Below are 23,550 nucleotides of genomic sequence, written 5' to 3'. Positions count from 1 at the left end.
TTAAGCTCCAAGCTTAGTGATATCTATCGCTTGCCAATGGGGGAAGTGTTTACGCACTAAGGCATTAAACTCGACTTCAAAGGCACTAAATTGTGACGCTGTTTGCTTGTTAACATGTTGACCCGACACCACCATAACCGCGGCAACCGTCGCATTACTCAGGCGGTCGATTAAGATCATTCCGCCGGTATCGCGTACTAACGAATATGCATCAAACACTATGTCTTCGGTCAGTTCTAAGGTCACACGCGCAATGGCGTTTAACCCAAGAGTGTCCGTCGCACTGCGTGCTAAGGTATTAACGTCAACCACATAATCGATAGCAGTCACAGAAGCTTGCGTCTTCTTACCGGCCACTTTGATGTCGTATAACTGACCGAGTTGTAATGGCTTTTCATCCATCCACACTATATCAGCGCTGATCACGTTAGCAACGGCTGGGGCAGAATCCGGTCTTGCCAGTAAATCGCCACGGGAAATATCAATTTCATCTTCCAGCGTGATAGTCACAGCTTGGCCTGCAACCGCTTCTTGTATGTCACCATCGAAGGTCACAATACGTTCAACCTTGCTGCGTTTGCCCGATGGCAAAGCGACTAACTCGTCGCCGACATTGATGATGCCAGAGGCTAAAGTGCCTGCAAAACCGCGAAAATCTAAGTGAGGGCGCGACACATATTGCACAGGAAAACGCACAGGCAATGAGCTGAGTTCACGCTGAGTATCAATGGTTTCTAGCAGTTCAAGCAGTGTACCGCCTTGATACCATGGGCTTTGGGTGCTGCGCTCAACCACGTTGTCACCATTAAGCGCCGATAACGGCACAAAGTGGATATCGAGGTTGCCGAAATCTTTAACGAAATCCGTAAAATCGGCACGAATACGGTTGAATACTTGCTCGTCAAACCCAAGCAAATCCATCTTATTCACGGCCACAACAAAGTGACGAATACCCAGTAATGACGCGATAAACGCATGGCGCTTAGTCTGAGTCTGCACGCCGTAGCGGGCATCGACTAAAATCACCGCTAAATCACAGGTTGATGCACCCGTTGCCATGTTGCGAGTGTACTGCTCATGCCCTGGCGTATCGGCGATGATGAACTTGCGCTTATCACTTGAAAAATAACGATAAGCCACATCGATAGTGATGCCCTGCTCGCGCTCAGCTTGTAGGCCATCCACCAGCAAGGCTAAGTCAATCGTTTCACCTGTGGTGCCCATCTTGGCGCTGTCGCTCTTGAGGCTCGCTAATTGATCTTCATAGATCTGCGCGCTGTCGTGTAACAGACGGCCGATTAAGGTACTTTTACCATCGTCGACACTGCCACAGGTTAAAAAGCGCAGTAAGCCTTTGTGCTGCTGCAGGGCTAGATATTCTTTCACACCATGGAGGGTAATTTCTGCCGCCATGAGATTGGTTTTATTGACCGCTTTGTCCATCTTATTCTCACTCTTGATCTGCTTGGCTGAAGGTCGCGCTGATTAGCGCCACTTTCGCGAAATAGGGTTAACCCTGTAGAGATTAGAAGTAGCCTTGACGCTTCTTCTGCTCCATAGAGGCACTTTGATCTGAGTCGATCAATCGGCCCTGACGTTCGCTCGAACGGGTTAACAGCATTTCTTCAATAATCTTTTCTAGACTGTCGGCCTCAGAATACATGGCGGCCGTGAGTGGGTAGCAACCTAAGGTTCTAAAACGCACCACTTCTTCTTTAATCTGCTCGCCCTCGGCTAACTTCATCCGCTCGTCATCGGCCATGATTAACTGACCACCGCGCTCAACCACTTGGCGTTTAGCTGCAAAGTACAAAGGCACTAACTCAATGTTTTCTTGATAAATATATTGCCAAATATCCAGCTCAGTCCAGTTAGATAATGGGAACACGCGAATACTTTCGCCCTTGTTCACTGCGCCGTTATAGGTGCGCCATAATTCTGGACGTTGATTTTTAGGGTCCCATCTGTGGTGACGGTCGCGGAAGGAATACACGCGCTCTTTGGCGCGGGATTTTTCTTCATCGCGGCGAGCCCCACCGAAAGCCGCATCGAAACCATATTGGTTAAGTGCTTGCTTTAAACCTTGGGTTTTCATGATGTCAGTGTGTTTCGCACTGCCATGGTCGAAGGGGTTAATCCCCTGCGCCAACCCTTCTGGGTTAATGTGTGTCAGTAACTCGAAGCCAAATTTCTTTGCCTGCGCATCACGAAACGCGATCATCTCTTTGAATTTCCACCCTGTATCGACATGCAGTAGCGGGAATGGGATCTTGCCCGGGTAAAAAGCTTTACGTGCTAAATGCAACATAACGGAAGAATCTTTCCCGATGGAATACAACATCACAGGATTATCGAATTCGGCTGCAACTTCACGAATGATCTGGATGCTCTCAGCTTCCAGTTGTTGTAAGTGGCTTAATTCACGCCCGGCCATACTATTCTCCGTTACCTTAAATTCGCCGTGTTACCACAGCATGGATTAGCTTAATTTGTTTAACTGCTTAATAGCTTTAACTGTTTGCGGCTTAGCTTATCGACGCGACGGCCGAGACTCTAACCGATTGAGTCTGTTCATCGCTGACCTGAGTCGATTCAATCGCTTCAGGTTTGAACCAATGCAAGGTGTCACTCAGCGTGACGACTTCACCTATGATCATCAAAGCTGGCATTTGTAATTCTGGATCGGCGGCAAGCTGTTCAAGCTCACCTAAACGGCCGATAAAACGACGTTGCTCTTTAGTGGTTGCCTTTGACACTATCGCCACGGGTGTTTCAGGGCTTCGGCCCGCATCGACTAGACCTTGGCGAATAATGCCTGCGTTCAGAATCCCCATATACACGACTAAGGTATTGTTAGGATTAGCATAACCTTGCCAATCCATAGGGCGACTCTCTAACTGACAATGGCCAGTGATAAAAGTGACGCCTTGGGCATGGTCTCTATGGGTTAGGGGAATTCCCGCATAGGCTGACGTGCCGTTGGCAGCGGTAATGCCGGGAACGACTTCAAACTCAACCCCAGCTTCAACTAAGGTTTGTAACTCTTCGCCCCCGCGGCCGAAAATAAAAGGATCGCCACCTTTAAGGCGCACCACATTTTTACGGGTGTAGGCTTTAGTGACGAGTAACTGATTAATCTCGTCCTGTGCGGCGCTATGCTTGCCCGCACGTTTACCTACGGCAATCTTCTCAGCGTCTTTGGGAATAAGATCGAGGATATCTTGGCTGACTAAAGCATCGTATAGCACTGCATCAGCGGTTTTAAGGATACGCCATGCCTTTAACGTCAATAACTCAACGTCGCCGGGGCCGGCACCCACCAGCCAGACTTTGCCTTTGGCCGCTTGGCCCGGTAAAGAGAAAATTTCCATCAGAATCCCCAAGATCACTTTAGTCTGTAGAAATATAGCGCGTCTTATATTCCATAATAAATAGATAATAATTAGTTTTTATATCATTTAGATATAAAAGAATAAGGGATCACTCACTTAAAGTGGGGAAAACCTTAGGTTTCAAAATCAAAAATGCCCTAAATCTAAGTTAACCCATTGAAATAAAAATGACTTAATAAGATTAAGCTAATTGCATCAAAATAATTTCTGTCCGCTAAGTGCATGATTTTGGAACTATGTTATTGCCAAAAATTCTACCTAAACATGTCTCTATGGGACTAAAAATGGCTGACGACAAGATTTGTCATTAAGTGACACAGGATTTTTCCATAACCATAAATTCACTTTCTAATGTTAAGCTGGAAATAACTATCTTTGTTGAGTACGACTGACAAATAAATAAACACATCAAGGAGGGCAGATGAAACCACTTTACTCAGGTATTGCATTGGCAGGGCTATTAGCCTGTACGGACATAAATGCCGAAGAATCATTAGTCAAAGGAAGAGTAAAAGATGAACTTGCCACGGCGGATCTACCTTTTGTGATTACGCCACATAAAGTGAATTACCTTTTACCAGTCACCTACAGCCCAGATCCCAACATGGCACCTTTCACCGAAGATGCAATACTCAACCCCTATTCTTTAGATGAGTTTGAGGCTAAGTTCCAAATCAGTTTTAAATTTCCTATTTGGTACAATGTGTTTGGTGATAATGGCCATTTATTTTTTGCTTACACCAATCAATCCTATTGGCAGGTTTATAACAAAGACACTTCATCACCTTTTAGGGAAACCAATCACGAACCTGAAGTCTTTATGCTGTTTAATAACGATTGGAAAATTGGCAGTGTGACCAATTCCTTTTGGGGGTTTGGTGCCGTACATCAATCGAATGGTAAAGCAGGGCCACTTTCCCGCAGTTGGAATCGCCTCTATGCCACTATGATTTTTGATGCAGGCCCACTCGCCTTCTCCACCAAAGTGTGGTGGCGTATTCCTGAAGATGAAAAAACAGATCCATATAAAGCCAGCGGCGACGATAACCCGAATATTGATGACTATATAGGTAAAGCAGAGTTTATTGGCGTTTATGGTATCGATGAACATAGATTCACTTTAACCGTTAAAACGAATCTAGAAGATATCGACAGAGGCTCAGCAGAACTGACTTGGAGTCATCCTATCGTCGGCAACTTACGCTTTTATACTCAATACTTTAATGGTTATGGCGAAAGCCTAATCGATTACAACTATCACAATCAACGTATTGGTATCGGAATTTCACTCAACGATATTCTTTAAGAAAGATATACCCACTTGATCCCGCTATTTAAGATTGTTTGGGTATATAAAGTGACTAAGTACAAAAATCGACCATAATTTGCTGCTAATCTACCAAACCTGCTGCTAAATTGCTCAGATGGACCTGAGTTTAGGGTTAAGTAGGACGATTTACATTGATCCTAATGGCATTTAAGCCGATAGTCGCACACCTTTTTGTGCCCTGAAGCCGCGCCTTAACATCATGGAGGAATATGAGTTTTAGCTACCGCAGCATAGTCATGCTACTCAGTGTCATTATTTTCGCGAGCTTACTTAAGCTCGCGTTTTTCGCTGCGCCAAAAGATAGCGCCGCACCAGTGCTGAATGCACAAGAGGTACGCCAAGATCTCTATGCCTTATTGGATCAAATCGAGCAACACTCAGCGTTTTATGCCTTAACGGCCGACAAAGCCAACCCGCAGCTTAAATTTATGGCTAGCCTTATTGTTGAACAGTATCAAGATATTACGCCCAATGATCGCTTTGCTGCTGAAGTCACTAAATTACTCAATACCCTCAAAGATCCAGGCGCTCAAGTGCATAACTTCGATGATCAAAGCGGCGATCTCCCGTTAACGCTAAGGCCAGTCAACGACCAATGGTTAGCCTTGGATAACGGTAATAATCCAGTCAACAACGACTTCCCCTTTATCACTCATATCGATGGTTTACCTATGAGCAAATGGGTAGCGGCCAGCCAAGCCTACTTACCTGAGCCGGCAAAACAGAGTCAAGAAATGCAGTTAACTTGGCTGAAAAAACTTAACCTACTGCGCGAAGACTTAGGACTCAGCATAAAGCCCTATGTGGTCATTACGCTAATTAATGATGACCTGCAAAGCCAGCAGGTGACTCTCGCCCTGCCAAGCCATAAACCGCAAGTTCAATTAGCAACTATCAGTGAAAAAGACGAGGCTCAAGATATTAATGTGCTCGAATTTATTAACCAATTATCTCAATTTGAGCGCACCGAATTTCAAGACATGCCAAATCAATTAGAGACGGTCAACAATACGACGGTCAAACTTAAGATCAGCGACCTCTACGCCTTTGAATTAGATAAAGAACAACAGCAAGAACTGCTAAAAGGCATGACACATCCCTTACTGATCATTGATTTACGTGATGCCAGTGGCTTTAGTCCGAAATTATTGACTATGCTGTCGCGATATCAAGATGCGGATTTAAATAACACTTTAGCACCTAACGTGATGGGATTTGCGCACTATCGCCGCTCACCAGAGCTGAGAAATGATTATCTACAGCCGCTCAATTTTATGCCTCTGGATGCGTTAGAGTACAGCCCTCCTAGGCTCAAATCTCTCACCCGTAACTTACCCTCTGTCGATAAAGAGAAATTCAGCCCTTGGTATGTCCGCACTAAGCCTGCGGTGGCTCCTGAAGGGCGAAATCGCTTAGCGCTACTCGTGAGCCCCCATTGTCGCCAAGAATGCGAGTGGATTGCCTATCGTACTAAATCTTGGTCTAGGGCAAATTTGATTGGTGAAAAAACCTCAGGCGACTTTGCACGTCAGTATCATTTCAAACTGCCAAACAGTGGATTAAACATAAGATTCAGCAGTTCGTTAACCTATGATGCACAGGGGAGACTCCTGTCCGGTATCGGGACTGAACCGGATATTTTGCTCCCTCAGAACAGTGATATTCAATGGCAAGGGCTCGTTAGTTTAATGCGCTCCGCCAAGCCCAAAGCGCAACTTGTTCTGCCAGCACAGCACACTAAGTTGGCTCAAGCTAAGCTAAATTAAGCCAAAAAAAGAGCCAGCAATCTGCTGGCTCATTTCAAACAAATATGAGTTTACTAACGCATTACTTCTTTTCAGTCGCTTTAGAATTGGCGACTGAACCTATGACCAATCCTTGCTTATTCACATCGAAGCTCATTTGAACTCGCATGTTGTAATCTTTAAGCATTTGCATTTCTTCAGGGATCGGCTCACCGCTCATTTCTAACAGTGTTAGCACTGGCGTAAACATCTTGCCGTAATCAGCAGACAAGCTGTACATGCCATTTGCTGACAGTTTCTCGCCTGCTAATTTGTTGGCTAAAGCCAAGCCTTTATCACCGCTATACACCACTAAATGTTGGCCTTTAATCGCCAGCATTGGCTTAACACCTAACTCTGGAGGCAACATCAATATTGGAGATAAATCAGTAGCATCGCCATTATCGGCTAATTGCACTTCAGCCAGCATAGGGGCGAAAGGTTTGACCATATTGAACAACATGGATGGGTTTTCGGCGCTGAGGCTGACTAAAGCATCTAAGCTTTCTAACTTAGGCTCTTGATCTTGTGTGCTCATTTTAAAATCGAGCAATGAAACGCTCATGCCTTTCACACCGTTAGCCATACCAGTGAACATGCCTAGCATAGCTGGGCTCTGTTGGCTCAACTCAGCCTGCAACTCTGCCAATGGTGCACAGGTCAGTTGTGGCTTTTGCAGATCATCCCAAATAGCCGTTAATGAAGGGGTAATTTCATTGATATCTAGGCCTATTCCCATGGAGAAGATAGTGCTGTCGATATCCGCCAGATGCGATGGAATAAAACCACGCATCTTTTGCATTGCCGCAAGAATAGGTTGATTCTTCGTTTCGACAATAAATGAAGCCGCCATATGGCTTTCTTTTTCAGTCACAGAAAACGCCGTTAAACCAGCAACGGTACGCGGCCAGTTAGCGGCAATCGCAGTCAGTTCGGTACGACATTCTGGTGTTCTGATTTGAGCTAATGGATCTTCACCCTCACTTTCATCAGCAAAAAATTGAGTCAGTTGCTTAGCTAGCATATTGCTATCTGCAGAGGCCAATGCCTTTACAATTTCCACATGGTTAATAAAGCTAATGCTGTCATCTTTAAAACCATGGGTCTTAATAATATCTTCTAATATGCCAGAAGCGGCTAATGACTGCGGCGCCTTCTTAATACCAAATGCCATATCTAATAACTCAGGCTCGGTAATAGAGGTGCTGAAAGTCATCGTTAATATGCCATCTTTCTGGGCAAATAGCAGTTCAGCTTTCTCTGCTGAGCTTTCATCCGATAGTGCATAAGCGCGATAATCAACATCGCCCACTTTACGCATTTCGTGGGTTACACCACTGTCTTTTTCGGCTTTATCTAATACAGCCCAAAATGCTTCGGCCTGATTAACATCAATCTTTAATACTGGCAAAGCACCTAAAGTATAAATATAAGGTTTAACTTCATCGGGGAAACCGAAGGTTTTTAACAGTAAGGCAGGATCTTTCATCCCATCCATATACTGCTGATAAATGCTAACGAAGAACTTGCCCATAGGGCTATCCTGCACACCGAGTTCATCAAGCGTGTTACTTGGATATTGCTGATAATTTCCAGAAATAGACTGTAAATACGCTTTTAACGGGAAGGGTTTTAACTGGCCCGAAAATATCGGCGTATCGGCAGGCACATAGTCGAGCAAAGGATTAGCAGAGGCACTAGAACCCGCGCCATTCTGCATATACCAATAACCACCAGCACCTGCTGCAATAATTGCCGCGGCAATCACAATCTTTTTCATTTAAGAAACTCCATTTAATGACATTCAATTTTATGAAAACAATACCTAAAGAACTCACCTTAGGTATTTAAATATTTATCCGCTCTTACATATCCCTTATGCAGATAATGCAAAATCAGAAAACGCAACGACTCAGCCCTACGCAATACAAACCCAGTTTAAAATGCTTAGGCTAAGCGAAACTAAGGTATAAAATATTCCCGATAATTTAACATTAAACCGACACAGAAGCGAACAGGATAGGAGTTCGCAGCATTAAAAACGTATTAGAACTAACGTTTATTCAACATGATTCCAATCTTATTTCAATTCGGTAATAAAACATCTCAAAGTCATCGACGATTAAGCAAAGAACCCAATGACAAATTAAGCTCATCTCACTCAAACTAACTCACCAGAGCGTCATCGTGCTTCGTGGACTTTTTTAAGCGTGACGTCACCTAGCTGACGCATTTGCTTACGGATCCAAGCTGAGCGCTGCTGCACATAGGATGACGGTGGAGACACCTTATAGCGCCAAGGATTGGGTAAAATGGCTGCGAGTAATGAGGCCTCGTATTGGGTAAGTTTTGCCGCTGACTTTCCAAAATAATGCTTTGATGCCGCTTCGGCGCCATAAATGCCTGGGCCAAATTCTACAATATTTAAATACACTTCAAGAATACGCGACTTATCCCAAGTCAACTCCATCAATAACGTAAACCAAGCTTCCAATCCCTTACGAAAGAAACTGCGACTCGACCACATAAAAAGGTTTTTCGCCGCCTGCTGACTTAAGGTACTTGCCCCGCGGACTTTGGTACCTTTTTGGTTGTATTTCAGTGCCGAACTTATCGCGGCTAAATCGAATCCAGTATGCTCAACAAAACGTTGATCTTCCGCAGCAATCACAGCCAATTGTAATTCGGGAGAAATTTGCGCTAAATCGCGCCATTGATGCCTGATCTCACCGATATGAGCAGGTGGAAATAAGGCACGTTCGATACGCCAAGTCCACATAGGAGGATCGACAAATCGTAGTAGGATCACTAATAAAATTGAGCAAATAAATGCCCAAACTAATCCCTTAAATAACCAAGACAATAAACGACGAAAACCACGCTTTCGTCTCTGAGGTGCTGGGTCACTCGACTTATTGACACTTGGACGCCTGACATGATCTCGCATCGCATATAAAGGGGCCGTCATTTATACCATCTCATCCACACACTCTCATTTCTTGTTTCTCATCTATCCAGTCAAGCCATCCCATTGCAAGGATTCTTTGGGGCAACCTAGGCTTACAGAAAATATTCTAAAGCTTTACGCGAGTTGCAAGCTGATCATGCTACGAGAGTAAAGGAAACACCAAGGATATCTTACTCGATAATCAAAGATAGGTTGAGAAATAACCATAACAAGAACAAATCACTATTGGAGATTGACTGGGGTCGACTTAACTTGACCTCGGCAGCTTTGACGACAGCTGACCGAGGTAATGATGGCTGATTAACGAGAGCTAGCAAGTCAATCAAACTGCTTGATACTCGCAGGTGCGAGTCAGGTTTTCAACGCTTTCACTGCATCCAATCAAGCCATATCGATACACAGCAAACCCAGCCCATAAATACCGATATACAACAACTTAACCTCATAAAAGACATGAATCATGTCAATTAACGCAGTAAAATGCTTCAAAACCATCTACGGGAACTTCAAAATATAGCGCAGGCTTAACCAATGTGCATAACTCTGTGAGTAAAAATGTACAACATTTTTAGCATTTAAAAATGAATGCAAACTAACTCTATGAATATCAATCTATCTTAGTTAAATGACGCTTAAATGACATCACTTAGTTTCCTCGACAGTCCTGAGTATTAAATTCAATCCCACTTATCTTAAAATGATAAAAAAACGCCCCAAACTAAGTTGAGGCGTTTAATATTTAAAATCAATAAAATGACTAGATTTCGTAGTGCAGACCACACTCACGTTGTAGGCCATTAAAGCGAGTTTCTTCCTCTGTCATCCCTAATTCGAGTGGTTTACTCGAATGGGTATCCCCCACAGAAACATAGCCTTGGTCCCAAAGTGGATGGTACGGCAAGTCAAATTGCGTCAGATAGAGGTGAACATCTTTATTCGACCACTCGATAATTGGCAGTAGCTTAAAGCGCGTGCCATGAATCGCCAGTATCGGCAACGCCTCACGGGTACTGGCTTGGCTGCGTCTAAGCCCTGCAAACCAAGTGCCGACCTCAAGCTCGGCTAAAGCACGTTGCATAGGCTCAACTTTGTTTAACCGGTTGTATTGCTCTAGTCCGTTTACCCCTTGCTCCCACAACTGGCCAAAGCGCGCCTCTTGCCATGCCGATGTCATCACTGCTTGGTACACTTTTAAATTCAGTGATAAACGCTCTGTCAGTTCGTCGATAAACTGATAAGTCTCAGGAAATAAATAACCCGTATCCGTCAGAATAACCGGAATATTCGCCTGTGCCTGACTCACCATATGCAGCATTACAGCGGCTTGGATCCCAAAGCTTGAGGACAGCGCATGATTACCGGGCAAATAAGTTAAGCCCCATAGCACTCGCTCTTGCGCGCTCAATCCGGCTAAGAACTGATTTATGCGCTCAAGCTCTATCACTTGCTCTGCCTTAGGCGCACTCAATAATGCCTTGAGTTCGGCAGCGCTGACCACAGTCGGCACTTTATCACTGGTTTTTTGCTCAAGATCAGCCATGAAAATCCTTAGCGGCATCGATCACCGCCTTCACTACACCCACGCGGACTGTGAAGTTACCAAAGGTTTCGCCTGCATCACGCTCTACGGCGTAGCGGCCAAACAGGGCATCCAATTCGGCGAGAATGTCCGCCTCTTGGATATTTTCTCTGTGCATTTTGTTCAAACGAGTCCCTTCAAAACTTGCACCTAAGTACAAGTTATAGCGACCCGGCGCCTTACCCACAAGCCCAATTTCAGCAGCAAATGGGCGAGCACAACCGTTAGGACAACCCGTCATACGCACGACAATCGCTTGCTCGCTAATGCCGTGTTTTGCCTGCAGTGCATCGATATGATCGATAAACTCAGGGAAATAACGCTCGGCTTCCGCCATCGCTAATGGGCATGTCGGCAACGCAACACAGGCAATCGAGTGACCGCGGGTTTGCGTCAACACTTGGCCCAGCAGACCATGTTTACGGGCTAAACCTTCAATGGTAGCTTTATCTTCCGCTGCGACGCCTGCGATGATCATGTTTTGATTCGAGGTCATGCGGAAATCGCCCTTGTGGATCTTAGCAATTTCACGCAGCCCCGTTTGCAGGGTTTGGCCTGGTAAATCTTTAATACGACCGCTTTCGATAAATAAGGTTAAATGCCACTTACCGTCAACGCCTTCGACCCAACCATAACGATCGCCGCGATCGCCGATAACAACCTCACGTTTAGGTTCAAATTTCACCCCAGCACGTACTTCAACTTCGGCTTTGAACTTTTCATAGCCGTGGTCAACGATAGTGTATTTAAGGCGCGAGCGCTTACGATTAGATCGATTACCCCAGTCGCGTTGCACTGTCATCACAGCTTCGGCAAATTTCATCACGTCTTCAGTTTTAATAAAACCAAAGTCGTCAGCAAGACGTGGGAAAGTCTCCACCTCGCCATGGGTCGAGCCCATGCCGCCGCCCGCGGTTAAGTTAAAGCCAACCAACTCACCGTTTTCAGCAACGGCGATAAAGCCTAAATCGTTAGTGTAAACGTCAACATCGTTATCGGGAGGAACCGCAACCGCCATTTTGAACTTACGTGGCAGATAAGTTTTGCCATATACAGGTTCAACGGTTTCATCTTCGGTCGAAAGTAGCTTTTCTTCATCTAACCAAATTTCGGCGTAGGCGCGCGTATGGGGCAACAGATGATCTGACAGTTGTTTCGCCACCGCATAGGCTTGCTCGTGCAGTTTCGATTCCACCGGATTAGGATTACACATCACGTTACGGTTAACGTCACCACAAGCGGCAATCGAATCCAGCGCTTCACGATCTAAGTCTTGAATAATGGTCTTCAAGTTACGCTTAGGAATACCGTGGTATTGGAAGGTTTGACGGGTCGTCAAACGAATGCTGTTCGAGCTGGTGAGCGTCGACGCAATTTTATCTACGCCTAACCATTGCTGCGGAGAACAAATACCGCCAGGTACACGGGCGCGCAACATAAAACTATATAAAGGTTCGAGTTTTTGCTCTTTACGTTCATTACGTAAATCGCGGTCATCCTGCTGGTAGAAGCCATGAAATTTGATCAGCTGCTGATCGCCGTCACTGAAACTGCCAGTCACAGAAGAATCTAAACCTTCTTTGATGGTCCCGCGCAGGTAATCACTGTCGGTTTTTAGGTATTCGTTTAACGCTAACTTTTGCTCACTCATGGCAACTGCCTCTTAAAATTGGGTTCGCTGGCTGCACAGCTCATCACGTGTGCAGCTTTGGCTATTTTTATGCGTTTCTTATCTGTGCAACGGTTGAGATTAATACACGTCTTTTTGGTAACGTTTATCGCTGCGCAGGGTTTCAAAATAGGCTTCGGCAGCTTCGGTATTCAAACCACCGACTTCGACTGCCACCTCAATCAAGGCTTGGTGAACATCTTTGGCCATACGTTCAGCATCACCACAAATATAAAGATGCGCGCCATTTTGCAACCATTGCCACAGGGCTTGGCCTTGTTCTTTAATGCGGTGCTGCACATAAATCTTATGGGCTTGATCGCGTGAGAACGCCACGTCGATACGGCTGAGATCGCCATTTTTCAAATACTGTTGCCACTCCGTTTGATACAAGAAATCCTGCTCAAAGTGTGGATTGCCGAAGAATAACCAGCTATCGCCTTGGATCCCTTGTGCTACGCGCTCCTGCATAAAGGCACGGAAGGGTGCAACACCGGTACCAGGACCCACCATGATCACCGGTGTTTCTGGATTTTCAGGTAAACGGAAATGCTTGTTCGACTCAACATAAACCTTAACTTGTGTGCCTTCCTGCGCAGATGCTAAGAAGTGTGACGCGCCGCCAAAACGTGCTGAGCCGTGGCGCTCATCTTCCACTAAAGCCACAGTTAAGTGGACTTCTGTTTCGACTTCGCTTTGACTTGAGGCGATAGAGTAAAGTCTTGGCGTTAATGGACGCAGTAGTTCAAGCAGTTTTGCTGCATTTAAGGTTACTGAGTTATTTGATAATGGATACTGAGTGACTAAATCGGCAAATTGATGCTTAAGGATAAAGTGGCGCACTTGTTCTTTATCTTCGCTCAATGCCAGCAGTTCAGCGCTGCCGCTCAATTCGGCCCATGCTTTGACTAATCCAGGGTATAACTGAGTCAGTTCTTTCTTATCAACCAAAGCTTGCTTAAGGGACAAGGATTCTGTGCCTAGGGTTACTAACTCATCGGCGACCAATGACAGGCCTGCTAAGACTTCATCGACTAAGACTTCGTTATTACTAAACCACACACCAAGGGCATCACCCGCTTGATAGGTTAAGCCTGAGTCGCCAAGGTCAATTTCAACATGGCGCACGTCTCGGTCTGATCCACGGCCGGTAATTTTCTGGCTCACAAGCACTTCGGCGCTATAGGGGTTTTGCTTAGTAAATTCACTTTCGCCAATCGCTTTAGCGGTGCCGATGGATACCACACTGGCGGACGAGGTTTCGATTAGCGGCTTAACGGCCTCTAATACATCGGCGTGCCACTGGCCAGCGGCTGCTTCATAATCCACATCACATTCAATTAAAGGTAATAGTGATTTAGCACCGAGTGCTGCTAGGCGGGCATCGAAGTCTTTACCAGTTTGGCAGAAAAATTCATAACTAGAATCCCCCAGCGCAAGCACAGAGTAATGTAGATTGTCTAACTTAGGGGCTCGTTTCGATGCTAAAAACTTGTGTAATTCAATCGCATCATCCGGCGCTTCACCTTCACCATGGGTGCTGACCACCAATAAAAGCACAGCTTCTTGCTTTAATTGGCGAACATTGTATTCGCCCATTGAAGCCAGATTGACCGCATAACCTTGCGCTTGCGCCTTATCGGCGAGCGCTTTGGCGACACCACGGCCATTACCAGTTTGGCTGCCATAGAGGATAGTCACAGTTTGAGCCGTTTGCGCCTGCGCGACGGGCGCTAATTGGCCCGCATTAGCTGTAGCAGCAAGATAGCCACTCACCCAGGCCAATTGCACAGCACTTAACTCAGAAGTGAGTTGTTTTAGCTTATCGACTTGTCCTTGAGACAATGGCGAAGCCAGCGATGAAAGTTCTTTTAACAACATGAGACGGCCCTATGACAGTGTAATGTCCACAAGCTTATCGCGGTTTAAGAAAAGCAAAAAAGAATAAAATAGGATTTTTAATTCCATTTTGGAATATACAAAGTGCAAAATTTAAGCTACAAAAGTGTGCACTGGTTAAAAGTTTTTGATCCGACCAGTGCAGAAACGGCCTGCTTGAGAAATATGCACTTGTGCCAAGCTAAAGTATTGCCACAATGGTCATGAGCCTGTCGAACAATAATTTCTGTTGCCCACAGAATAGTTTGTTTTAAAAACAAAAAGTGTCCATCCTAGATTGAATGCCCTAACTGACTCGAATCACCCGCCGAATAAACGCTGGTGACGACAGATTTTGCAGTTGAGTACGATGAAGGAAGAACAGCAGGCGGAACGATTATATAAACCATCAGGGAGTAGTCATGCAGATTGGAATACCGAGAGAAAGTCTCGCCGGTGAAACTAGGGTCGCCGCGACCCCAGCCACCGTTGAGCAGCTTAAAAAACTCGGCTTTGAAGTTGTTATTGAGGCCAATGCGGGTCAACTGTCAAGTTTCGATGATGCAGCCTTTGAAGCTGCGGGCGCGAAGGTGACATCAAACGTTTGGCAAGCCGATCTGATCTTTAAGGTCAATGCGCCAAGCGACGCCGAAATTGAACAAATCAAAGACGGGGCGACTATCGTCAGCTTTATTTGGCCCGCACAAAACCCTGAGCTGGTTGCGAAGTTATCTAAACGTAAGATCAACGTGATGGCAATGGACATGGTGCCACGCATCTCCCGTGCCCAGTCACTTGATGCCCTCTCCTCTATGGCAAACATTGGTGGATATCGTGCAGTTGTTGAAGCCGCGCATCAATTTGGCCGTTTCTTTACCGGTCAAATTACCGCTGCCGGTAAAGTGCCACCCGCTAAAGTGCTAGTCATTGGTGCTGGTGTTGCAGGCCTTGCTGCCATTGGTACTGCTGGTTCGCTTGGCGCCATAGTGCGCGCCTTCGATACTCGCTTAGAAGTGGCCGAGCAAATCGAATCCATGGGCGGTCAGTTCCTTAAACTCGATTTTGGTAACGAAGAAGGTGCATCATCCGATGGTTATGCTAAAACCATGTCAGATGAATTTATTGCTGCCGAAATGGCGCTGTTTGCTGAGCAAGCCAAAGAAGTCGATATCATCATCACCACAGCGCTAATCCCTGGTCGTCCAGCGCCTAAGCTCATCACCAAAGCAATGGTCGATAGCATGAAGAGCGGCTCAGTGATCGTCGATTTAGCCGCTGCGACGGGTGGTAACTGCGAATACACTCAATCGGGTGAGCTGTTTGTTACTCCTAACGGCGTAAAAGTGATTGGTTATACCGACCTTCCCGGTCGTCTACCGGCACAATCCTCACAGCTTTACGGCACTAACTTAGTCAACCTGATGAAGTTAATGTGTAAAGAAAAAGACGGCACAGCCAGCATCAACTTTGATGATGTAGTCATGCGCAATATGACAGTGATTAAAGAAGGTGAAGTGACCTTCCCGCCACCACCGATTTCGGTTTCTGCGGCGCCAGCAAAACCAGCGGCGAAAATCGAGCCTAAAAATACCGCCCCGAAGGCACCATCTAAGCTCAAATACGTGCTCGCCGCCTTAGGCGTTGCAGGATTTGCTGCCGTGGCATCGGTAGCACCACCAGAGTTCCTGTCGCATTTCACAGTATTCTTGCTGTCCTGCGTTGTTGGCTATTACGTGGTATGGAACGTATCCCACTCACTGCATACGCCTTTAATGTCAGTCACTAACGCGATTTCGGGCATTATCGTGGTCGGCGCCCTACTGCAAATCGGTCAGGGTTCAACTTTGGTCACTGTACTGGCGTTTATCGCCGTGCTGATCGCCAGTATTAACATCTTCGGTGGCTTTACCGTCACTCAGCGCATGCTGAAGATGTTCCGTAAGGATTAAGGGGGTTTAACGTGTCTCAAGGACTGGTAACAGCAGCTTACATTATTGCCGCCATTCTCTTCATCTTCAGTCTCGCGGGACTGTCGAAGCAAGAGACGGCAAAACACGGCAATTTATTCGGTATCTTAGGTATGGCAATCGCCCTACTGGCTACCATTTTCAACCCCGATACTAACGGAATTGCGTGGATCTTAATCGCTATGGTGATTGGCGGCGCGATTGGTATCCGTTTAGCACTAAAAGTCGAAATGACTGAAATGCCTGAACTGGTTGCCATCTTGCACAGCTTTGTGGGTATGGCCGCGGTATTAGTGGGTTTCAACAGCTTTATCGACTTACACCCACAGGAAGTATCACAAGTCGTGGTGGCAGTCGGTGGTGATATCAATACGACCCTCGCCGCAGTACAAGATGCGCTAAGTGAAGCGGTGAAGACCGCCAGCAAAGAGCACCTCACTGGCGCTATGCTTAACATTCACTTGGTCGAAGTCTTCCTCGGGATCTTCATTGGTGCGGTGACCTTTACGGGTTCTATCGTTGCCTTTTGTAAGTTACGCGGACTGATTTCATCTAAACCTCTGATGCTGCCACATCGCCACAAGCTGAACCTAGTCGCAGTGCTAGTGTCTTTCGCCCTGTTGGTATACTTCGTACAGACAGGCGGCACTATGCCAGCACTGCTGTTGATGACCTTGATTGCCTTCGCCTTTGGCTGGCATTTAGTGGCATCCATTGGCGGCGCGGATATGCCAGTGGTTGTGTCTATGCTGAACTCCTACTCAGGTTGGGCAGCGGCAGCGGCAGGCTTTATGTTGTCGAACGACCTCTTGATTGTGGTCGGCGCGTTAGTGGGTTCATCGGGTGCTATTCTGTCTTACATCATGTGTAAGGCCATGAATCGCTCATTTATTTCAGTTATCGCTGGCGGCTTTGGCACAGATGGTGTGGCCTCGACTGCCGATGAAGAAATGGGTGAATACCGTGAAACCAACGCAGAAGATGTGGCGGATATGCTGAAAAATGCCACTTCAGTCATCATCACCCCTGGTTACGGTATGGCAGTGGCGCAGGCGCAATATCCTGTTGCGGAAATCACTCAAAAACTACGTGATCGCGGCGTGAAAGTGCGTTTTGGTATCCATCCAGTTGCTGGTCGATTACCAGGCCATATGAACGTACTGCTCGCTGAAGCGAAAGTCCCCTACGATATCGTGCTCGAAATGGACGAAATCAACGAAGACTTTAAAGACACAGATGTCGTGCTCGTTATCGGCGCCAACGACACGGTTAACCCCGCGGCAATGGAAGATCCAGGCAGTCCAATCGCAGGTATGCCAGTACTGGAAGTGTGGAAAGCACAAAACGTGATTGGCTTTAAACGTTCGATGAACACAGGTTATGCCGGCGTGCAAAACCCACTGTTCTTCAAAGAAAATACCCAAATGCTGTTTGGGGATGCTAAGGCCAGTGTTGAAGCCATTTTAAAGGCACTTTGAGTTTGATTTAATATCAACAGAGTAGAAATCGCTTAGGCGATAAACACTATTCTAAAGAAATAAAGGGAGCCACTGGCTCCCTTTATTTTCACATTTTTTTAAGCCTATTAAGCTAGTCTCTGCACCAATATGATGCAAGGCTTATCTGCCCCAAATGCTGATACGCTTAATGTAAGCTAAAACACTAAGTTAAATCTAAAGCTGGTTTAAGGAAATAATAAATGTTGCTTGGGCTGTTTATCCTGTCTGCCGTATTAATCAAAACCTCATTACTCGGGCTTGGCTGGATATCGATTACCATCGGCCTGAGTGGGTACCTATTTTGTCGATGGTGTAATATCAAGTTAGATATCAAACTGATTAATAAATTTAGACGACTTTTTATTACTGGCGCGACCCTGCATCTTCTCGTCTATATCGGCTTAATCACTAAGCTTTTCCTTATCGATAGCTTTGAAGACTTGCCCACATTCCTGATAAGTCACTTAGTCTTCCACCACGCAATCAGTGCCGTGATTGCTGCCGCATTAACCTTCTTGGCGATTCGCATCTATCTACAACAGCAAAAATTAACTCAAGCCTATCGACAGGAATTAAGCTAACTCAACAAGGTTTTGATGACAAATACCGACGGAGAAAATCTGACTAGATTCATCGTTAGCTTAAGTGCCATAAAATAATGGGGACTAAAGCAGATCAGGCAAAGGTGTTGTCAGCAACACTGAATTCATCAATGGATTCAAACATCAGGGATAAGAATGACCCCTGATGTTTGGGGGGAGCTAAGCCAAGATACGTTAGTCGACGGCAATATCGTTATCTTTAAGCTCTTTTGACAGGGTTTCATAATTCGTTTTGAGTTTTGGCAAAGTATCTTCTTTGATTTTACTCAATACATTTTGCAACTGATCCTTACCGTAAGAAACGCTATAGTGACGGGTTTCAATATTGCTAATGATCTTCTCAGACTCTAAATACAAACGACGAATATCAGACAAAATATCACTCGGTGTTTCTAGCGCATTAGCAGAATAGCGCATGTTATCCCAGACAAATAATCCCATCTGCGGATGCATTTTCACTAAACTATTACTACTCACAGTCTCAACTGTGTCAGCGTAATGACTCAAGATTTCAACATTGTCACTCACTTCGTCATATAGGGCATGACGCAGATGATAGTTATTCTGCATATTGCTCAGGGCATCAAATTTAATTGCCTGTGACAACCCTTCTTGCGCGGCTAAATACACGCCAACAACAGTCGCAATGATTATAAAAATCTGACTCACCCAAAAACTGGTTTTGATAAGCTCAGTGTTATCAAGCTTAATGGTGCGTTTAGGCATATCTGCCTCATTAGAGATGGGTGTCATGTCCATATGTTTTATCCTGTCAAATCAAGAGTACAAGGCAATATCACTAACTTAAATCATTATTGAGTGGTCATCCTACACTATTGGGGTATGACTTACCTCAGTACAAATCACGATTTTTACCCACAAAAAAGGAGCCATCTGGCTCCATTTTTATATTCATTGGTCAGTCTATTATGCTGCTTTTGCCACATCAAAATTGGATAGCAACATCACAGCTGTACGGCCTAATAAATGGTTGATCGTGCGATCGCCCGCTAAGCCTAACTCTGCAATCGCTTGCTGACGCGCTGTACTCACCGCTCTAAAGAGGGTAATTTCATTATTCGCACCACCACAAAGACTAAAGAACAGTCTCAATACTGCGCGGTAATGTTCTTCCTGCATTGCCTGCATCCAGGATGTTTCCAATGCCTCTTGGCTAGAAAAATTCAGCGCAGCAACAAATAGATTGCCGATACGACTATCTAAACGAACAAGAAAATCGCTTTTGCGTGGAAAATGGTGACTAATACCTGTGCGACTAATACCCGTTGCTTCAGATAACGTAGTATAAGACATAGTCTCAAAGCCGATAGTCAAAATTTGTCTTAACGCTTCATCCATAATTTGATTTATGGTTTGCTCAGTTTGTACTCGCGAGCGCTTAGCCATAGTAATGTCTCCCCTCTTATTTTTAGGGGGAAAGCTTACCAAAGCCGCTCAGGGATTACTGCTGTTCACTGGGCCGTAACCAGCGTATTTCACTTTTGTTCAGCTAGGGTTCAGTTTAAAACAGGCTTCACCACTGATTTAATTAACACATTCATAACATTGAATTTTGTACCAACCAGTTATGTGCTTTTTCTTCGCCCATGAGTAAAACGAACGTCGGTTGGAGATAGTGTCCAAGATCGGCTTTTCGCCAAAATAGATATTCAGGAAGGGGTTGCAATACACTCGCGCCAAAAGTGCGTTGCATTAAGCTCGAATACTCACCTAATAATCTCGGCTCTAATTGCTCGGCTTTAGGGTAAAAATTCGTTAAAAAGTCCCGATATTCGGCAAATTTAGCCACTTGAGCAACATCGTATCGATGCAACACTTGTATCAACATTGGCGAACTCCAATGCGACAAATATTGCGGGCTTGTTAATGCATCAAGGTTACGTCTGTGGTATTGCTGCCACGCCAAGGCAAAATCATTTTTCTCCCGTGCGATACGCCAAACCAAATAAATGTCAGCTAGCCATTCATGTTGATATGCACTCAAGTGAGTAGGTAACACAGAGCCTTGCAGAGCAAGGTTCTCCAAATGACCGAGCTCATGCCATAGGGTTAATTGCGGCTGTTCAAGCAAAGGTAATTGATAGGTCACCATATCGACACTGGCTAACTGTACTTGTGGTGTCAGCTGCTCATTCACTAAGACTAGGCCCGCAATTTTATTGTCATCGACGGGCATGACCATGGCACTTCTGCGGCCTAAATCAAGCCTAAATTGTTCGAGTGTTGCAGGAAGCTGCACCAACACTTGCTCTGGCAATAATGCCAAGCAAGTGCCAAGCTCTGGTAAAGGGCAAATCAAAGCCTGCTTATCGGCAATGGGCGTCCAAGTCAGGCTAGATGCGAATGCCAGAGCGACTAAGCTCACTGATTCGCCATGATATTTTGTATAATCGCCGTGGTTGAAATACCATCCTCAAAGCCCAGCACTTGCACTTGACCACCGGCGGCAATCACTTCAGCGCCACCAGCAATATCCTCAAGCTTATAATCACCACCTTTGACCAGCAGATTTGGCAGCAATCGAGTAATGATGCGCTGCGGCGTATCTTCACTAAAAGGCACAACCCAATCGACAGAAGCTAAGCCAGCGAGCACAGCCATACGACGATCAACCTGATTAACTGGACGGCCTTCACCCTTGAGGCGTTTAACCGAGGCATCATCGTTTACCGCGACGATCAAACGATCGCCCAAAGCTTTCGCCTGTTTAAGATAGCTCACGTGGCCCGCATGTAAAATATCAAAGCAACCATTAGTCATCACCACACGCTCACCGCGCAGTTTGGCTTGCTCTAAGGCGTAGGCCAGTTGATCTTCACTCACCACCCCAAAACCCGATTCTCCATGGTGCAAAGCTAAGGCTTCGATAAGCTCAATGCGGCTCACGGTAGAAGTGCCAAGTTTACCGACCACAACGCCTGCGGCGGTGTTCGCAATCGCACAAGCTTGCGGTAAATCGGCGCCCGCGGCTAATGAGGTTGCTAAGGCTGAAATCACAGTATCGCCAGCACCCGTCACATCATAGACTTCACGGGCAACGGTAGGAATGTGCAACTCAGGCGCATTAGCGGTCACTAAGGTCATGCCCTTTTCAGAGCGGGTCACTAAAATGGCATCAAAATGATGTTGCTTGAGTAAGCCACGGGCTTTTTCCAGCAGGTCGGCTTCAGAGGTCACAGTGCCAACAACAGCTTCAAACTCGCTCATATTTGGGGTAATGAGTGACGCACCATGATAACGACCAAAGTCACTGCCCTTAGGATCGACTAATACCATCACACCTTTCGAACGCGCTAATGCAATAAAATCTCGCGGCTGATCGATAGCGCCCTTTGCATAGTCGGACAACACCACGACATCGACAGAATCGAGTAAGGCCTCGGATTGTTTCAATAAACGCACGCTATCGGCCTTGTCGAAGGCTTCTTCGAAATCGAGGCGGATAAGCTGCTGATTACGTGATAACACCCGCAGCTTAGTGATGGTTGGTTTATCAGCAATACTTAACCATTGGGGTTCAACCCCTAAAGTTTGCACACCGAGCGTTAGGGCATGGGCAGTATCATCTTGGCCGACGAGCCCGGCAAGTTGGACTTGCCCCCCTAAGGTCGCGATATTGAGCGCCACGTTGGCCGCGCCGCCGGGTCTGTCTTCGACTTGATTAATCTTCACCACAGGTACGGGGGCTTCAGGAGAGATACGTCCCGTAGGGCCAACCCAATAGCGGTCTAACATCACATCGCCGACGACTAACACTCTGGCTTTTTCAAATGCTGGCAGAGAAACCTTCATAGTGCTCTTATCTTTATGCAGAAATTAAACCGTGATTGTACCTAATTTTCAGCAAAAATTGAGTTAGAATGAGCAGTAATTTTCAAAAGTAGTGAGTATTTTTGTGGTCGAGAAAGCCGAGTTTTCATCTTCTTTATATCATCCTAAGCATTGGCCCATGTGGTTTGGCGTATTTTTGATGCGTTTAACTCAGCTTCTACCGCTTCCTTGGCAGATGACGCTGGGTAAGGGATTGGGTCGCTTAGTGATGAAATTCGCAGCTGGCCGCACCCACACAGCGCGCCGTAACTTGACCCTCTGTTTCCCTGAAATGACGGAAGCACAGCGAGAAGATTTACTCACGCGTAATTTTGAAGAAACGGGCAAAGCCATTTTCGATACCATCAATGCATGGTGGTGGCCCGATGAAAAAGTGCAGCAGCACATGAGTATCAAAGGCGAAGAACACGTACAAGACACGTTAAATGCTGGCCACGGCGTGATCCTCTTTGCCGTGCATTGTTTGCCGCTGGAAATGGGCGCACGTATCTTCGGCCAATTCCAACCCGGCGTGGGGGTTTATCGCCCACACAATAATCCAGTGATGGAATACCTGCAGGTCAAAGGCCGTTTACGCTCCAATAAAGGTCTCGTTTCTAAACGCGACTTGCGCCAAATGATACGCTGCCTCCGCAATCCCGATGTGATTTGGTACACGGCCGATCAAGACTTTGGCCGTTCCAGTGCGGTATTTATCCCATTTTATGCCATGCCAGATGCGGCAACGATTACCGGTGCCACCACGTTAGCTAAACTCGGCAAAGCCAAAGTCCTGCCTTTTTTTGTGGAACGTACTACAGATGATAAAGGCTATCGAATTGAAGTGATGCCACCGCTGGATAATTTCCCCGGCGAAGATGAATTAGCCGATGCCATTCGCGGTAACAAGATTATTGAATCCATCATAGATAAAAACCGCGCCCAATATATGTGGTTACATCGCCGCTTTAAGACCCGTCCCGACCCAACGGATAAATCTTTATATCAATAAGCTCAATTAGCTTTGAATACAAAAATGCCAGCAAATAAG

The 23,550-nt window shown here is 45.9% G+C and carries 18 protein-coding genes; 6 read left to right on the top strand and 12 right to left on the bottom strand.

The features are described 5' to 3' along the window. The 3 genes from cysN to cobA all read right to left on the bottom strand — a co-directional run bounded on the left by cysN (window position 1) and on the right by cobA (window position 3,371). Window positions 1-1,443: a sulfate adenylyltransferase subunit CysN gene (gene cysN / locus L5M49_RS12255; RefSeq protein ID WP_263183630.1), complete on the bottom strand. Its 1,443-nt coding sequence runs from the start codon at window positions 1,441-1,443 to the stop codon at window positions 1-3. 82 nt (window positions 1,444-1,525) lie between these two features. Continuing rightward, window positions 1,526-2,434: a sulfate adenylyltransferase subunit CysD gene (cysD, locus tag L5M49_RS12250; RefSeq protein ID WP_168822611.1), complete on the bottom strand. Its 909-nt coding sequence runs from the start codon at window positions 2,432-2,434 to the stop codon at window positions 1,526-1,528. A gap of 91 nt (window positions 2,435-2,525) precedes the next feature. Then, window positions 2,526-3,371: a uroporphyrinogen-III C-methyltransferase gene (gene cobA, locus L5M49_RS12245; protein ID WP_263266163.1), complete on the bottom strand. Its 846-nt coding sequence runs from the start codon at window positions 3,369-3,371 to the stop codon at window positions 2,526-2,528. Window positions 3,372-3,813: 442 nt separating this feature from the next. On the opposite strand from cobA, the gene L5M49_RS12240 reads away from it, so the two are divergent. Then, entirely contained in the window at window positions 3,814-4,698 is an 885-nt protein-coding gene (locus L5M49_RS12240; protein WP_113939007.1) for a phospholipase A, read from the top strand. 233 nt (window positions 4,699-4,931) lie between these two features. Next, entirely contained in the window at window positions 4,932-6,488 is a 1,557-nt protein-coding gene (locus L5M49_RS12235) for a S41 family peptidase (RefSeq protein WP_263266162.1), read from the top strand. A gap of 61 nt (window positions 6,489-6,549) precedes the next feature. On the opposite strand, the gene L5M49_RS12230 is transcribed toward L5M49_RS12235, so the two are convergent. The 5 genes from L5M49_RS12230 to L5M49_RS12210 form a co-directional block, all read right to left on the bottom strand. Then, window positions 6,550-8,286: a hypothetical protein gene (locus L5M49_RS12230; protein ID WP_263266161.1), complete on the bottom strand. Its 1,737-nt coding sequence runs from the start codon at window positions 8,284-8,286 to the stop codon at window positions 6,550-6,552. Window positions 8,287-8,688: 402 nt separating this feature from the next. Continuing rightward, the gene (mtgA, locus tag L5M49_RS12225) at window positions 8,689-9,474 is read right to left on the bottom strand and encodes a monofunctional biosynthetic peptidoglycan transglycosylase (RefSeq protein ID WP_263266160.1); all 786 of its coding nucleotides are present in this window, start codon (window positions 9,472-9,474) and stop codon (window positions 8,689-8,691) included. 757 nt (window positions 9,475-10,231) lie between these two features. Continuing rightward, window positions 10,232-11,014: a phosphoadenylyl-sulfate reductase gene (locus tag L5M49_RS12220; RefSeq protein ID WP_263266159.1), complete on the bottom strand. Its 783-nt coding sequence runs from the start codon at window positions 11,012-11,014 to the stop codon at window positions 10,232-10,234. Further along, a complete protein-coding gene (gene cysI / locus L5M49_RS12215; RefSeq protein ID WP_263207220.1) occupies window positions 11,007-12,704 on the bottom strand; it encodes an assimilatory sulfite reductase (NADPH) hemoprotein subunit in 1,698 nt (565 codons plus the stop codon). Before cysI ends, L5M49_RS12220 begins: the two co-directional genes overlap by 8 nt. A 99-nt stretch (window positions 12,705-12,803) precedes the next feature. Next, window positions 12,804-14,603 carry an assimilatory sulfite reductase (NADPH) flavoprotein subunit gene (locus tag L5M49_RS12210; RefSeq protein ID WP_263266158.1) on the bottom strand — a complete coding sequence of 600 codons (1,800 nt, stop codon included), beginning with the start codon at window positions 14,601-14,603 and terminating at the stop codon, window positions 12,804-12,806. Window positions 14,604-15,022: 419 nt separating this feature from the next. Here L5M49_RS12210 and L5M49_RS12205 point away from each other — a divergent pair, with 419 nt between their 5' ends. From L5M49_RS12205 to L5M49_RS12195, 3 genes are all read left to right on the top strand, one after another. After that, complete coding sequence (locus L5M49_RS12205; protein ID WP_263266157.1) at window positions 15,023-16,549, top strand: Re/Si-specific NAD(P)(+) transhydrogenase subunit alpha; 1,527 nt, start codon at window positions 15,023-15,025, stop codon at window positions 16,547-16,549. Between the two features lie 11 nt (window positions 16,550-16,560). Next, window positions 16,561-18,045, top strand: coding sequence for a Re/Si-specific NAD(P)(+) transhydrogenase subunit beta (gene pntB / locus L5M49_RS12200; RefSeq protein WP_105251576.1), 1,485 nt, complete (start codon window positions 16,561-16,563; stop codon window positions 18,043-18,045). A 221-nt stretch (window positions 18,046-18,266) separates the two neighbouring features. Beyond that, complete coding sequence (locus L5M49_RS12195; RefSeq protein WP_263266156.1) at window positions 18,267-18,647, top strand: hypothetical protein; 381 nt, start codon at window positions 18,267-18,269, stop codon at window positions 18,645-18,647. Between the two features lie 195 nt (window positions 18,648-18,842). Here L5M49_RS12195 and L5M49_RS12190 read toward each other — a convergent pair whose 3' ends face one another. The 4 genes from L5M49_RS12190 to hldE form a co-directional block, all read right to left on the bottom strand. Next, window positions 18,843-19,427, bottom strand: a complete 585-nt coding sequence (locus L5M49_RS12190; protein WP_131524277.1) for a hypothetical protein — start codon at window positions 19,425-19,427, stop codon at window positions 18,843-18,845. Window positions 19,428-19,595: 168 nt separating this feature from the next. Then, entirely contained in the window at window positions 19,596-20,075 is a 480-nt protein-coding gene (locus tag L5M49_RS12185) for a TetR family transcriptional regulator (RefSeq protein ID WP_263196150.1), read from the bottom strand. 151 nt (window positions 20,076-20,226) lie between these two features. Then, window positions 20,227-21,054 (bottom strand): hypothetical protein, encoded by an 828-nt coding sequence (locus L5M49_RS12180; RefSeq protein WP_219251968.1) that lies wholly within the window; start codon window positions 21,052-21,054, stop codon window positions 20,227-20,229. Then, the gene (gene hldE / locus L5M49_RS12175; protein ID WP_028761811.1) at window positions 21,051-22,481 is read right to left on the bottom strand and encodes a bifunctional D-glycero-beta-D-manno-heptose-7-phosphate kinase/D-glycero-beta-D-manno-heptose 1-phosphate adenylyltransferase HldE; all 1,431 of its coding nucleotides are present in this window, start codon (window positions 22,479-22,481) and stop codon (window positions 21,051-21,053) included. The genes L5M49_RS12180 and hldE overlap by 4 nt, the downstream gene beginning before the upstream one ends. A 103-nt stretch (window positions 22,482-22,584) precedes the next feature. Between hldE and L5M49_RS12170 the strand changes: the two genes are divergently transcribed. Further along, window positions 22,585-23,511: an LpxL/LpxP family Kdo(2)-lipid IV(A) lauroyl/palmitoleoyl acyltransferase gene (locus L5M49_RS12170; protein WP_168822581.1), complete on the top strand. Its 927-nt coding sequence runs from the start codon at window positions 22,585-22,587 to the stop codon at window positions 23,509-23,511. Window positions 23,512-23,550: the final 39 nt, after the last annotated feature.

Source organism: Shewanella sp. SM74 (assembly GCF_025653725.1).
In the GTDB taxonomy this organism is placed as follows: Bacteria; Pseudomonadota; Gammaproteobacteria; order Enterobacterales; family Shewanellaceae; genus Shewanella; species Shewanella oncorhynchi.
This window is presented reverse-complemented; position numbering and strand designations above follow the sequence as displayed.